Below are 13,691 nucleotides of genomic sequence, written 5' to 3'. Positions count from 1 at the left end.
TTTCGTATTTTTGGCAGACAACATATCAATTTACCATTCATGGATACTATAAAAGACTACGTTCAAAAAAACAAAGAACGTTTCCTCAACGAACTTATTGATTTACTGAAGATTCCATCTGTCAGCGCTGATTCTGCCTATTCTCAAGATGTTATTGACACAGCAAATGCTGTTAAAGCAAGCTTAGAAAAAGCGGGCTGTGATTTTGTCGAAATTTGCGATACTCCAGGCTATCCTATTGTGTATGGGGAGAAAATAATCGATAAAAACCTGCCTACAGTTTTGGTTTATGGACATTATGACGTACAGCCGCCAGATCCGTTGGATTTGTGGACATCGCCTCCTTTTGAGCCTGTAATCAAAAAAACGGACCTGCATCCTGACGGTGCTATCTTTGCCCGCGGAGCATGCGATGATAAAGGCCAAATGTACATGCATGTGAAGGCCTTGGAATACATGGTACAAACGAATAACCTTCCTTGCAATGTGAAATTCATGATCGAAGGCGAAGAAGAGGTCGGCTCTGCCAGCTTGAGCTGGTTTGTAGAAAGAAACCAAGAGAAATTAAAAAATGATGTCATCTTGATTTCTGATACGGGAATGATCTCGAATACACAGCCGTCAATCACAACAGGATTACGCGGACTAAGCTATGTAGAAGTGGAAGTTACGGGACCGAACCGCGACTTGCATTCTGGCTTATATGGCGGTGCTGTTGCCAACCCGATAAACGTTTTGGCCAAAATGATTGCTTCGCTTCATGACGAAAACAACCATATCACCATTCCAGGATTTTACGACAAAGTAGAAGAACTTTCTGATGCGGAAAGAGCTGAAATGGCGAAAGCACCATTTTCTTTAGAAGCTTACAAAAAGGCCTTAGACCTAAACGATATCTATGGTGAACAAGGCTATACTACCAACGAAAGAAACTCTATCCGCCCAACCTTAGACGTTAACGGAATCTGGGGCGGTTATACGGGCGAAGGCGCCAAAACGGTTATTGCAAGCAAAGCGTATGCAAAAATCTCGATGCGTTTGGTTCCGAATCAAGACTGGCATGAGATTACAGAATTGTTTACAAAACATTTTGAAAGCATTGCTCCAAGCGGCGTTACCGTAAAAGTAAAACCGCATCATGGAGGACAAGGCTATGTCACTCCAATTGACAGTATTGGTTACCAAGCCGCTGCCAAAGCCTATAATGAAAGCTTTGGAGTACAGCCGATTCCGGTTCGTTCTGGAGGAAGTATTCCTATCGTAGCATTGTTTGAAAAAGAATTAAAGAGCAAGACTATCTTGATGGGGTTTGGTTTAGACAGCGATGCTATACACTCGCCTAACGAACATTTCGGAGTTTTCAATTACTTAAAGGGAATCGAAACTATTCCGTTGTTTTATAAATATTTTGTGGAGCTTTTTAAAGTTAAATAATGAAAAAGGCTTTTATTGTATTTGCTTTGACCTTCAACTTATTAAGTATTGAAAGCAAAGCGCAAACCACAACAGTAAATTCAAACCAGCTGGAGCCAAGTATTGACGACGTATACGATGTCGTAGAACAATCTCCAGAATTCCCTGGAGGCATTAATAAGTTTGGGCAATTTGTCTATACTAATTTTCGCTTTCCGGAAGGAATCACGGAAAATATCCGTATAAATGTCACTTTTGTGGTCGAAAGAGACGGAACTTTAAGCAATATTAAACTCCTGAAAGATCCAGGCTACCGCGTTGCTGACGAAGTAGTACGAGTCTTGAGCAAATCGCCAAAATGGAAACCGGGTTATCAAAAAGGAAAACCTGTCAAAACTCTTTATCATTTTCCGGTGACATTACGTTTCGAATAAATTCATACAAATCCGTTCCTTATCGAACGGATTTTTTTATTTCCAAAAAAAACTTTGCTCTACACTTGTAGAATTGAATTTTATTTCTACATTTGTAGAGTAAATTCTAATTTTGTAGAATGAAATTTACAAAAACAGTATCTAAGTCTTGACAGAAAATGAAATGCACTGGTTTTATAATGGCGACTGGAAATTTTATGACGAAAGCGGCCAACTTATAGGCATCAGAACGTATGAAAACGGTGCTATACTTAATGAAACAGAAATAAAACAATAAAAAATGCAACTATCCAATTCAGAAGAACAGTTAATGCAACACCTGTGGAAGCTTGAAAAGGCTTTCATGAAAGATTTACTGGAATGCTATCCAGAGCCAAAACCAGCAACCACAACTGTGGCTACGCTGCTGAAAAGAATGATTGACAAAAAATTTGTAACATATACTGAAATAGGCAACTCCAGAGAATATTATCCACTAGTCAAAAAAACGGACTATTTCTCAAAACACGTGAACGGCTTGATCAAGAATTTCTTTAATAATTCAGCTTCACAATTTGCCTCATTTTTTACGACGGAAACCGATTTGACCAAAACCGAATTGGAAGAGCTTCAAAAGATTATCGACAAAGAAATCCAAAAAAAGAAAAAATGATCGACTTTTTAATCAAATCGACCATAAGCTTGACATTGCTCTTAGGCTTATACCATCTTTTTCTAGAAAAGGAGAAGATGCATACCTTCAACAGATTTTATCTTTTATTCAGCCTATTGTTTTCTTTTGCTCTTCCTTTCATAACGATTGAAATAGCAGTCGAATCCATTTCAAAACCGTTACTTCTTCCAAATCCGATTCTGACAAAAAATGAAACTGTAGCTATTATCAAACAAGAAGATGTAAATTATATTCCAATATTACTTTGGAGCTTATATGCTGCGGTAACGATTTTCTTTATTGTTAGGTTTGGCAAAAACATATATGCCTTGCTTTCAAAAGTGAGAAAAAACAGGACGGTCTCCTTCTTCTATTCCACATTAGTATTGGTAAGAGAAAAGTCGCTACCTCATACTTTCCTGCAGTACATTTTCATAAATGGCGATGATTATAACAACCGAAACATACAAGAAGAATTATACACTCACGAATTGACTCATGTAAGGCAAAGACACAGCTATGATATCCTGTTCATTGAAATCATAAAGACAGTATTCTGGTTCAATCCTCTATTACTTCTTTATAAAAAAGCGATACAGCTAAATCATGAATTTCTCGCAGATGAGAAAGTGGTAGAATCGTATAATAATGTCCCTTTTTACCAAAGCCTGCTCTTGCAAAAAGCATCGTGGAACAACAACTTTTACTTGGCCAGTAATTTGAATTTTTCAGTAACCAAAAAACGATTAATCATGATGACAAAAAAGACATCTAAAAACATAGCTATAGCTAAGAAATTAGCTTTATTACCTTTATTAACCGGAATCATTTATTTCACGTGTGTAAAAACTGTAGCACAAGAAAAAGTGATGCAAAACACGGCAAAAAAAGAAGCACTTAATGAAAAAGACAAAAGAGAAGCTTCTTATTATGCTGGCACCCGATTTATCATCTATAAATATGGAATCCAGACAAAAAAAGGAGTAGAAGGTAAAGACATTATATTTAACAAAGTCTATGAAGAATTAACGGCGGAAGACAAAGAACGTTTAAAAGTATGGCTCTTCTTAGTTCCCAAAGGGTATGTAAAGAACTCGCCAACACAAAAAGAGTTAGACGGTTTTAAAAATGTAAAGAATTATGCCATTTGGGTCGATGGAGTAAATGTCAGGAATAGTGAATTGAATAAATTCAAACCCTCTGATATTGCCTATTTTTCTGGAAGCGTAATCTTAAAAAATGCCAGGACTAAAAAACATCCGCAGCCATTTCAATATTCGTTTTATACTCATGATTATTTTGATAAAAACGAGATGGGTAAAGATCCCGAGAAATATGCTGGTGATAAAATGGAAGTTTTCGAGAAGATAATTAAAAAAAAGGCAAATCCAGAAATAAAATTGGTTCCTTACAAAGCGAACAAATCTAAAAAAGAAAACGAAAAAACCGAATATGTAAATGCCAATGGGCAAACCTTATAGTATGCCGTTGAAAACGGAAACAAAAAGTATTTTGACAGATGGGGAAATAGAGTAAACGACAAAGGGAAAAAATTACAATAGTTAGTTATAATTTCCATTATAAATCCGCTAGTTTAGCGGATTTTTTTGTCTCTAAGCCAAAACCTATCAACGGTTTATACCATAATCAAAAAATTGGCGTTACTTTTGTAGACATCATCATCAATCATCTCATATTGGACATGTTTCTAATATGCTAATCATCAATCATTATGTTAAAACACTTCTTTATTGTCTGCTCCGGTGTAGACAAAAAAATCATCGAAGGCTGTTCCAATGGCGAACAGAACAAATATGCGGGAATTGGAGCTACCGTATTTTTCACAGCCGTCATGGCTTTTATTGCCAGCAGTTATGCACTTTATACCGTTTTCGACAATCTTTATGCAGCAATGTTTTTTGGATTTGTATGGGGACTACTCATTTTCAATCTGGATCGATTTATTGTTTCGACCATTCGAAAAAGGGATAGCTTTTCAAACGAATTTATCCAAGCAACGCCAAGGATTGCACTTGCCATAATTATTGCGATCGTAATTTCAAAACCTTTAGAGATTAAGATTTTCGAAAAGGAAATCAACACCGTTTTATTGAAAGAGAAAAACGCGATGGCCTTAAACAATAAAAAAGAAGTCGCTAATTATTTCAAATCAGACTTAGAGAAAAATAAAGCCAAAATCGAGAGCCTAAAATCTGAGATGGCCAAAAAAGAGAAAGAGGTCAATACGCTGTACACAACCTATATTACGGAAGCTGAAGGAACTGCTGGGACAAAAAAATTGGGCAAAGGTCCTGTTTTTAAGGAAAAAATTGCCAAACACGATCTGGCAAAATCAGAATTGGATACTTTAAGAAAAACCAATTTAGCAAAGATTGCAGAAGCTGAAAAGCTGTCCAAAAAACTGGAAGCCGATTTAGACAAAAAAGTAACCGAAACACAGCCAATCATCGATGGATTTGATGGTCTGATGGCAAGAATCAATGCCTTGAACAAATTGCCTTGGTTGCCTTCTTTCTTTATTATGCTGTTGTTTTTGGCCATCGAAACTTCTCCGATTATCGCAAAATTACTGTCTCCAAAAGGCGAATACGATTTTAAGCTCGAAGATTTAGAAACGGCTCTGAAAGCGACAATCAATCAGGACAAGTACCAAAGGGAATTGCTCGTGAAAACTAGCGCTCAAATGCACGATAAGGTATATGAAGATATCGCTTCTGATAAGGAATTGTTTAATCTGCAAAGAAGCAAGGCAAAAGAATTGTTAGAACTACAAGCTAACAATTTTGTTGAAAAACAGAAAAGAACTTTTTAGCATTAACCCTTTCAGAGTTTAAAACTCTGAAAGGGTTATCTATTAAACTACATGTGGCTCAAGATTTCTTTTTTCAAAGTATCATATTCCCCTTGCATAATCAATCCGTTATCTAGCAATTTTTTATAGTTCTGCAGCTTTTCAAACAATTCATCTTGCGATAATTCTCCCATTGTTTTTTCTTTTGCAACTTCTGGTTTTTCATCCGGATATTGCTTTTCATCGCGATAGCCCGATTGCGAAACTGGAATTATTTCTGCAAAATCGGTCACTTCCTCTGTTTCCATTTCTTCAATTGCTTCTGGTTCTTCTATTTCTGAAAAAACTTCAGGAATGACAGCTTCTTCTTGAAAAACATCCATTTTTGGTTCTTCAACAAAAGTTTCAGCTACTGGAATTGCTCCATTTTTTAAAATATCCAATTGTTCTTTTGCGAAAGTATAAATCTTTCTTGCCTGGGTTTTAGGAATATAATCGATAGAAATCGTCAGGTCTGTTTTGGTCGTAAACGAAAATTCCGAACCTAGAATATTCTCCTTTACAAAAGTTCCAGCAATATCATCCCAAGTATAATCTGTGAAATCCATCGACAGACCTAAATTTTTAGGCTTGCAGATAATGATTCTTTTATTGGTCAGAACAATACTATCTGGAAAAACAGTAATGGCAGGCTTTTTCTGTACCCCGATGTATCCAACTTCCTCATTTTTCATAAGCAAATCGGTCAGTTTCGAAGTGATTTTTTCAATCGCTTTAGGATCTTGTTCTTCGTTTAAAAATTTTTTTATTTGTTCTTTCATCTTTCAGTTACGTTACTGTATTGGTAGACTTTTTATACAACAAAAGTAATACCTAATTTGTTAATTCAATAATTTCGGTTTGGATTTTCTTTGTTAAGCTTTTGAAAACCAAATCATAGGAATGGTCAATCAATTCTCTCACAAATTTATCAGAAACATCGCCATTCAATGAAACCGTATTCCAATGCACTTTGCTCATGTGATAGCCTGGTTGTATATCATCAAACTCGGCGCGAAGCTCTTCTGCGCGTTCCGGATCGCATTTTAAATTGATAGACGGCGTTCCTTTTTCCCAGCCATTTAAAGACGATAACGCAAACATTTTTCCGCCGACTTTAAACACCAACGTATCTTCATCAAACGGAAAGTGTTCGGTTACTCCTTTTTTGGAAAGGCAGTATTCAAAATAAGCTTGTATATCCATTTATCTTATATTTTATACAGTACTGGCTTGCTAGGGCTCGCATCATTTTCAAAAGAAGCAATCTGGAGATTGAGCAAATAACTTCCGTCTTCTACCTCATCACGAACAAAAATTAATTCTGTAATCGTCGCATCCAGCCTGGCATCGTCATTGAGTTCTTGGGTATTTTTTACGTTCCAAAAAGCTTTGTGTGCCAGCAATTTTCCTTGGTCTTTTTCTTTGTCGACGCTTGGCAAATCAATCAACAAATGCTTGATTCCTTTTTCTCGGATAAAAACCGCCGCTTTTTCTTCAAGATAAGGCGGATTGGTATCGGAATATTTTTTAGAACGTTTTTCTTGCAAATTCGGCAATGTCCTGATAACGATGGCTTCTGGAAGCTTTCCTTCCAACGCTTTTTCAATTTGGCTTCTGGTTATGACTAAATCTTCGCCGCGGATTTCTGGCTCGACCGAAACGACTTCAGCCGTAAAGAAAAATGTCTTCAAGTGCTGATTGATACTGTAGAATTCTGTGGTAATATGCCCCAGACATTCCGTATGCGTCCCGTGTCCGTGCGGATTAAAGAAAATATTATTAAAATTCGTGGAAGAACTTCCTTCCGAAACTTTTCCTACCCAATGGCCGAAACGAACGGGTTCGATTACCGGTTTTTCAATATACCAAGCAATCGGATTTTCATCTGTATTTGTCAACGGCAGTGAAATATCTATCGGCTTTGATAAATCTACTTCGAAATTTTGGTCTTTATGTTGGATTCTAGCTATCATTCAAAGCAAAATTTTGGTTGTTGCATTAGGTCTAGGCTTAGCATCTTATTGAAGAATTGGACCCGACTTGCCTTTAATTATCATCCAAATTTATCAAAAACAAATCACTTGCAATTCCATCTGCCAAAAACTTTCCTTTTGGAGTCGTCTTGAGGATTTTATTTTCAATAGAAAGCAGTCCGTCGGAAAGAAATTTCTCCGATTGCTTTTGCAGATACTGCAGTTTGCTTTCTCCAAATTCTTTTTCAATCCGATCCAGCGAAACGCCCCAAATAGTACGCAATCCCGTCATGATATACTCGTTATAGCGGTCTGTTTGCGATAAAATCTCGATTTCATTCGGCAGATTATTCGCTTCTATTTCTTTTAGATACAGTGCATTGTTTGCCATATTCCAGCTTCTCGAAATGCCGTCATAACTATGGGCCGAAGGTCCGATGCCGATGTACTTTTTCCCCAGCCAATAGGCCGAGTTATTTTTAGAAAAATAGTTTTCCTTTCCAAAATTGGACAGTTCATAATGGATAAAACCGTTCTCTTGAAGCGTGTCAACCAAAATCATAAAATGCTCTTGGGCAACATCGTCTTTTGGCTCAGAGATTTTTCCGGTCTGGATTAGTTTTTTCAGGGCCGTTTTTGGCTCTACCGTCAACGCATAGCTTGAAATATGTGGAACACTGTAGCGTAACGCCGTCTCAATATTCTGTTTCCACATTTCATTAGTCATTCCTGGAATGCCATAAATCAGGTCGATAGAAATGTTGTCGAAATATCGCGTCGCAATTTCTAATGATTTCTTGGCTTCTTCTGCATTGTGCGCCCGATTCATCATTTTCAAATCTTCTTCAAAAAAAGATTGGATGCCGATGCTGAGACGATTGATTCGATTCTTCGAAAATTCGATTATTTGGCCTTCAGACAAATCATCTGGATTGGCTTCTAATGTAATTTCTGGATTCTCTGCCACATTGAAATTCTCATACACCGCATCAATCAAAAATCGCAATTCCGAAATCGACAATACCGAAGGCGTTCCGCCTCCAAAATAAATCGTTTCTACAGTTTCATTATCGAATTCTAATTTTCGCAAACGCATTTCTTTCGCCAAAGCCAGCACCATCTCGTCTTTCTTTTTCATGGAAGTCGAAAAGTGAAAGTCGCAGTAATGGCAGGCCTGCTTGCAAAAAGGTATGTGAATATATATGCCGCTCATGTTTCGTCTTAAGCTTTGATTTTCTCCTACGGATAAAAATCGGCTATTTTTTTACTCTATCTTCATTTTGTTTCACAAAAGCATCCCAACCCGAATAGCTTTTTGTGCCTATTACTTTCCCTGAATTAAAAAAATGACATACTGCTGCGGCCAGTCCGTCTGTACTGTCTAGGTTTTTAGGCAATTCTTTTAAGCCTAAAAGCTGCTGGAGCATTTTGGCCACCTGCTCCTTTGTGGCATTTCCGTTTCCGGTAATCGCCATCTTTATTTTTTTTGGCTCGTATTCGGTAATCGGAATCTGTCGCGAAAGTCCCGCCGCCATGGCAACGCCTTGCGCCCTGCCCAGCTTGAGCATCGACTGTACGTTCTTGCCAAAGAAAGGCGCTTCAATTGCAATTTCATCGGGATGATGGGTTTCTATCAATTCGATAGTCCGTTCAAAAATAACTTTCAGTTTGGTATAATGATCGTCATATTTGCTTAAGATCAATTCGTTCAGCTGGAGGAATTCCATCTTTTTGTTGATGACTTTTATCAATCCGAAACCCATAATGGTTGTTCCGGGGTCAATTCCTAATATGATACGTTCGTTTGCCAATTTTAATTTGTTATTTTGCCGAATGATTGCAATTCCTCACAAAGCTAAACAATTCCTAGTGTTTCTGACCAAACTTTTGATTGTTGGCGGCGCATTTTATTTTATATGGAATCAATTGGCTCATAACGAGCAATTGGACTGGCAGAAATTTCTGGATTTATTAGACCGCAAGAAATCATTTTGGGGCATCTTATTCCTTTTGTCTTTCAGTTTTTTTAACCGCTATTTTGAAATCTTGAAATGGCAAAATCTGGCTCAGGTTATCGAAAGAATTTCTATCGGCAAAGCAACAGAACAAGTTCTTAGTGCCTTGACAGCTTCTATTTTTACGCCAAACGGCATAGGCGAATACGGCGCCAAAACTTTATATTTTAAGAAGAAGGAGGCTAAGAAAGTCATCTTCTTAAACCTGATCTGCAACGGAATCCAGATGATCTTGACGATTGTTTTTGGTACTCTAGGATTGCTTTATTTTAATTACAAATTCCCAATCGTTTCAACTAAAAACATCCTATTGCTGTTTGGTTTATTGGCTTTGGTCTGCGGCCTGCTGTTCGGCTTGAAAAAAATTACCATCAAAGGGTATTCCTTAGCTCTTTTATTTGAAAAGATCAATGAAATTCCAAGACAGATCCATCAAAAAAATATAGTCCTGGCCATCTGCCGCTACTTGATTTTTTCACACCAATACTACTTTCTATTTCTAGCTTTTGATGTCGAATTGCCTTATTTTCTATTAATGGCAGCAATTACGAGCGTTTACTTTCTGGCTTCTTCGTTGCCTACATTTCAGTTTTTAGATTTTGCTGTTAAAGGAAGCGTGGCCGTGTATTTCTTCGGATTGTTGGGCGTGAATGAATGGATTGTTGTTTTTATTAGTACCTTGATGTGGTTTTTGAACGTAGTCCTTCCTGTTCTCTTAGGAAGTTATTATGTTTTTAATTTTAAATCGAAATGGAAATCATAGCGTTTGTATTTTTCGGAATCGTCGGAATCTATTCTATTTTTATTCTGTGGCTGGCCTACGGGTTTAGAAGAATTGCGGTTTCTAAAAATCTGGCTGCTGAGCCAAAGACCAATTTTTCCATCATCGTTCCTTTTCGAAATGAAGCCGATCGTCTTCCAGAACTGCTGCATTCTTTTACGCAGCTTAATTACCCGAGAGCCCAATTTGAAATTATCTTCGTCGATGATTCTTCTACAGACGATTCTGTTTCGGTCATCCAAAACTTTCCGGCATTAAGTTTTCACTCCAACATAATTGACAACATACGAAAATCCGGCTCGCCGAAAAAAGATGCCATTTCAACCGCTATAAATAGTATCGATAACGAATGGATCATTACGACCGATGCAGATTGTTTTGTGAATCCAGATTGGCTGACAGCCATCGACAGTTATATCCAGAATCATGGACCATCAATGATTGCCGGAGCTGTAGCTTTTAGCGCAGAAGATTCTTTTCTGCATCAGTTTCAGCAGATCGACCTCATGAGCCTGCAGGGAGCTACCATCGGAAGTTTCGGAATCGGGAAAGCGTTTATGTGCAATGGCGCAAATCTGGCATACAAGAAAGAGTTATTTCTTGGCCTAAATGGTTTTGACGGCAATAATGGCATTGCCAGTGGCGACGATGTGTTCTTATTGCAGAAAGCTGTAGCAAAACACCCTGAGAAAGTACATTATTTGAAATCGGAAGCAAACATCGTGCTTACAAAACCCTTAGACGAATGGAAGTCTGTTTTTCACCAACGAGTACGCTGGGCTTCAAAAGCTGCTTCGTACCAAAGTCTTTTCGGAAAAATACTGGCATTGGTTGTTTTTGGAGGCAATCTGGCTATTGTTTTAGGATTGCTGCTGACTTTGGCGCATCTCTTTTCGTTTTGGACGTGGTACTTGCTCTTTGCGGTAAAAATATTCGTCGACTTTTCTCTATTATACCAAACCGGAAAGTTCTTACAACCAAAATCGGTCAAATTCTTTCTGATTAGCAATCTGGTCTATCCTTTCTTTAGCGTAGCTGTCGCTTTGTATTCTTTGTTTGGAAGGTATGAGTGGAAGGGAAGAAAATTCTAGGGCACTTATTCTACATTCAAGATTACCGGCAAGATAAATTGTGTTTTTACTGGAATTCCTCTTTTCAACGCTGGGTTTATCTTTGGGAAGTCCGTCAGCCTAGCATGCAGGATGCTGTCGATTTTTATCTTATCATACGCTAAGCTATCCACAGGAAATTGCGGTTCAAATTCTAATCTAGAATCGGGATAAACCGTAACTTTGACTTGTATGGTATCAATCTGTGGATAAAGAATGGACAACGTGTCCAGATCCAATTTCTGCTGGATCGTAACGGTAAGGAAGTCAAAAAAGCATTGCTTCCGAGTCGCCTCGTCTTTGATGGAGTCACACGTCGCCACAGATGGAAATTCGTCTACTTGGTTCCAATTAATTTTTTGGAGCTCCTGTTTGAGCAGTTCTTCTTCAGAAATCTCCTGTTTTTGAAGATTCTGGCAAGAAGCGCATAAAAGTCCTAAAAAAAGAATTGCTGTGAGTTTTCTCATACTATGATTGGCAGGCATTTTGTAATATTACACATTTCAAAAATACTAAATTTAATTTATGGAATACTTTTTATTGATTGCCGGATTTATTTGCATGATCGGAGGAATTCTTGGCAGTTTCCTTCCCGTTCTTCCAGATGCGCCGCTCTCTTGGATAGGCCTGCTCCTGCTGTATTTTTGTGACGGAATTGAAACGGAGTATTGGACATTAGGAATCACGCTTGTATTGGCAATCATTTCAGGTATTTTAGATTATGTAATTCCCGCAAAGGGAACAAAGCGGTTTGGCGGAAGTTCTTATGGAATCTGGGGAACCAACATCGGACTTGTCGTAGGACTGCTTGCGCCGATTCCGTTTGGCTTTATTATCGGTCCTTTTCTGGGCGCTTTTATAGGAGAAATGATGTATGACTCCAAAGATCACGCACGTGCGCTAAAAGCAGCTACAGGATCGTTTATAGGATTTCTGGCTTCTACTTTTATAAAGTTTGTGGTATGTATGGGCTTTTTGGGACTTTTCCTTTACAAAGTATGGCAGTATCGGGAAATCTGGTTTTAGTCAGAGCTGTTCCATTAGCAGCAGTACACGGGCTATCTAAAATCAAAAAAGCCCTCCAAGTGAATGGAAAGCTTTTCATTGGTCTAACTACTAAACCTGGTACTTTCGTACCTAAACAACACAACTAATCTTAAAAACCTTTTTGGGCAAAAAAGCCTTTCTTTCGAAAGGCTTCTCCCAATTTAGCGGTCTGGACGGGACTCGAACCCGCGACCCCATGCGTGACAGGCATGTATTCTAACCAACTGAACTACCAAACCAGCGCTTAATTGCGAGTGCAAATATACCACAGTTTTTTACTTCTGCAAGCGTTTTCGCAAAAAAAATTAAACTTTTTTTTAAGAACTTATCCAAACATTTGTTTTTCAATCAAGTATGTTGTCAAGATTTTTTCGAAATTTTTGCCTGCCGCGACAGGAACATATTTGATTTTATTTTGCGCGCAGGTCAACGATAGCTTCTTGAAATAGCTTTCGGCTCGCTTTTCATATTCTTCTTTGATGTTATCAGCAAAAAGATTTACTTCTTCTCCCGATTCGAGGTCAATAAATTTCCTCGGCGTATTGTCGAAATCAAAGTTTAATTCTGTTTTATTGTCGATGACATGAAAAAGGACGACTTTGTGCTTGTTGTGTTTTAGATGCTGCAAGGCATTCAGCAATGCTTCTTCGTTTCCAGGCTGGAACATATCCGTAAACAAGATAATCATCGAACGGCGGTGCATTTTTTCAGCAATCTGATGCAGGAACATAACCGTATCGGTATTTCGGGATTGTTTTGGTTCGGCCAGCAGATTCTCCAGCTTGTTCAAAATCATTCGGTGGTGGCGGTCACTGCCTTTTTCTGGAGCATAATATTCATACGTATCCGAATAGACGCTCAATCCCACAGCATCTCGCTGTTTCTTGAGCAGATTCATTAATACAGCAGATGCCAAAACAGAAAAACCTATTTTGCTTTCGTAAAACTGCTGGCCTTCGCTTAGTTTCGGATAATGCATTGAAGACGAATTGTCGATAATCAGATGGCAGCGGAGATTGGTTTCTTCTTCAAAACGCTTGGTGTATAGCCTATCGGTTTTCGCAAAAAGCTTCCAGTCGATGTGTTTGGTACTTTCGCCTGCATTATACACTTTATGCTCTGCAAATTCTGCAGAAAATCCATGAAACGGACTCTTATGCATTCCAGAGATAAATCCTTCGACGATTTGGTTGGCTAGCAATTCCAGATGCTGAAAGCTGGATATTTTTTCTATTTGCGATTCAATCTTCATACCTCAAATATATTGAAAGATTGATTGATTTAAAAATTAAAAAACGGTATTCTGCTTTCTGCTCTCCGTAGCAACTGCAGTTGACGCCTTGAAATGACTTCACTTTAACCTGTCAACTGTGGTTGACACCCTGAAACGACCTCACTTTGACCCGTCAACTG

16 protein-coding genes and 1 tRNA gene are annotated in these 13,691 nt (G+C 38.1%); 9 read left to right on the top strand and 8 right to left on the bottom strand.

Annotated features, from left to right (window positions below):
• The first annotated feature begins 39 nt into the window (after window positions 1–39).
• From GGR22_RS09165 to GGR22_RS09145, 6 genes are all read left to right on the top strand, one after another.
• Entirely contained in the window at window positions 40–1,434 is a 1,395-nt protein-coding gene (locus GGR22_RS09165; protein WP_182493377.1) for a dipeptidase, read from the top strand.
• On the top strand, window positions 1,434–1,847 hold the full coding sequence (locus GGR22_RS09160; RefSeq protein WP_182493376.1) for an energy transducer TonB: 414 nt from the start codon (window positions 1,434–1,436) through the stop codon (window positions 1,845–1,847). Before GGR22_RS09165 ends, GGR22_RS09160 begins: the two co-directional genes overlap by 1 nt.
• A 148-nt stretch (window positions 1,848–1,995) precedes the next feature.
• Entirely contained in the window at window positions 1,996–2,124 is a 129-nt protein-coding gene (locus GGR22_RS17180) for a hypothetical protein (RefSeq protein ID WP_262671878.1), read from the top strand.
• A 3-nt stretch (window positions 2,125–2,127) separates the two neighbouring features.
• Window positions 2,128–2,499 carry a BlaI/MecI/CopY family transcriptional regulator gene (locus GGR22_RS09155; RefSeq protein WP_121376027.1) on the top strand — a complete coding sequence of 124 codons (372 nt, stop codon included), beginning with the start codon at window positions 2,128–2,130 and terminating at the stop codon, window positions 2,497–2,499.
• On the top strand, window positions 2,496–3,980 hold the full coding sequence (locus GGR22_RS09150; RefSeq protein WP_182493375.1) for a M56 family metallopeptidase: 1,485 nt from the start codon (window positions 2,496–2,498) through the stop codon (window positions 3,978–3,980). Before GGR22_RS09155 ends, GGR22_RS09150 begins: the two co-directional genes overlap by 4 nt.
• A gap of 251 nt (window positions 3,981–4,231) precedes the next feature.
• On the top strand, window positions 4,232–5,332 hold the full coding sequence (locus GGR22_RS09145) for a DUF4407 domain-containing protein (RefSeq protein ID WP_182493374.1): 1,101 nt from the start codon (window positions 4,232–4,234) through the stop codon (window positions 5,330–5,332).
• 47 nt (window positions 5,333–5,379) lie between these two features.
• Here the strand turns inward: GGR22_RS09145 and GGR22_RS09140 are convergent, their stop codons facing one another.
• The 5 genes from GGR22_RS09140 to ruvC form a co-directional block, all read right to left on the bottom strand.
• Entirely contained in the window at window positions 5,380–6,132 is a 753-nt protein-coding gene (locus GGR22_RS09140; RefSeq protein ID WP_182493373.1) for a PH domain-containing protein, read from the bottom strand.
• A gap of 52 nt (window positions 6,133–6,184) precedes the next feature.
• Window positions 6,185–6,556 (bottom strand): MmcQ/YjbR family DNA-binding protein, encoded by a 372-nt coding sequence (locus GGR22_RS09135; RefSeq protein ID WP_182493372.1) that lies wholly within the window; start codon window positions 6,554–6,556, stop codon window positions 6,185–6,187.
• A gap of 5 nt (window positions 6,557–6,561) precedes the next feature.
• Complete coding sequence (locus GGR22_RS09130; RefSeq protein ID WP_182493371.1) at window positions 6,562–7,326, bottom strand: cyclase family protein; 765 nt, start codon at window positions 7,324–7,326, stop codon at window positions 6,562–6,564.
• 73 nt (window positions 7,327–7,399) lie between these two features.
• A complete protein-coding gene (gene hemW / locus GGR22_RS09125) occupies window positions 7,400–8,539 on the bottom strand; it encodes a radical SAM family heme chaperone HemW (protein WP_182493370.1) in 1,140 nt (379 codons plus the stop codon).
• Between the two features lie 43 nt (window positions 8,540–8,582).
• Entirely contained in the window at window positions 8,583–9,137 is a 555-nt protein-coding gene (ruvC, locus tag GGR22_RS09120) for a crossover junction endodeoxyribonuclease RuvC (protein ID WP_121376020.1), read from the bottom strand.
• A gap of 22 nt (window positions 9,138–9,159) precedes the next feature.
• Here ruvC and GGR22_RS09115 point away from each other — a divergent pair, with 22 nt between their 5' ends.
• Window positions 9,160–10,104, top strand: a complete 945-nt coding sequence (locus GGR22_RS09115; RefSeq protein ID WP_182493369.1) for a lysylphosphatidylglycerol synthase domain-containing protein — start codon at window positions 9,160–9,162, stop codon at window positions 10,102–10,104.
• A complete protein-coding gene (locus GGR22_RS09110) occupies window positions 10,092–11,213 on the top strand; it encodes a glycosyltransferase (protein ID WP_182493368.1) in 1,122 nt (373 codons plus the stop codon). Before GGR22_RS09115 ends, GGR22_RS09110 begins: the two co-directional genes overlap by 13 nt.
• 5 nt (window positions 11,214–11,218) lie before the next feature.
• Here the strand turns inward: GGR22_RS09110 and GGR22_RS09105 are convergent, their stop codons facing one another.
• The gene (locus GGR22_RS09105; protein WP_121376273.1) at window positions 11,219–11,698 is read right to left on the bottom strand and encodes a hypothetical protein; all 480 of its coding nucleotides are present in this window, start codon (window positions 11,696–11,698) and stop codon (window positions 11,219–11,221) included.
• A gap of 58 nt (window positions 11,699–11,756) precedes the next feature.
• On the opposite strand from GGR22_RS09105, the gene GGR22_RS09100 reads away from it, so the two are divergent.
• Window positions 11,757–12,257: a DUF456 domain-containing protein gene (locus tag GGR22_RS09100; protein ID WP_182493367.1), complete on the top strand. Its 501-nt coding sequence runs from the start codon at window positions 11,757–11,759 to the stop codon at window positions 12,255–12,257.
• 186 nt (window positions 12,258–12,443) lie between these two features.
• Here the strand turns inward: GGR22_RS09100 and GGR22_RS09095 are convergent.
• Window positions 12,444–12,517, bottom strand: a tRNA-Asp gene (locus tag GGR22_RS09095).
• 86 nt (window positions 12,518–12,603) lie between these two features.
• Entirely contained in the window at window positions 12,604–13,530 is a 927-nt protein-coding gene (locus tag GGR22_RS09090) for a DUF58 domain-containing protein (protein ID WP_182493366.1), read from the bottom strand.
• Window positions 13,531–13,691 lie beyond the last annotated feature (161 nt).

Origin of the sequence: Flavobacterium gossypii (assembly GCF_014138495.1) — a bacterium.
Taxonomy (GTDB): Bacteria; Bacteroidota; Bacteroidia; order Flavobacteriales; family Flavobacteriaceae; genus Flavobacterium; species Flavobacterium endophyticum.
This window is presented reverse-complemented; position numbering and strand designations above follow the sequence as displayed.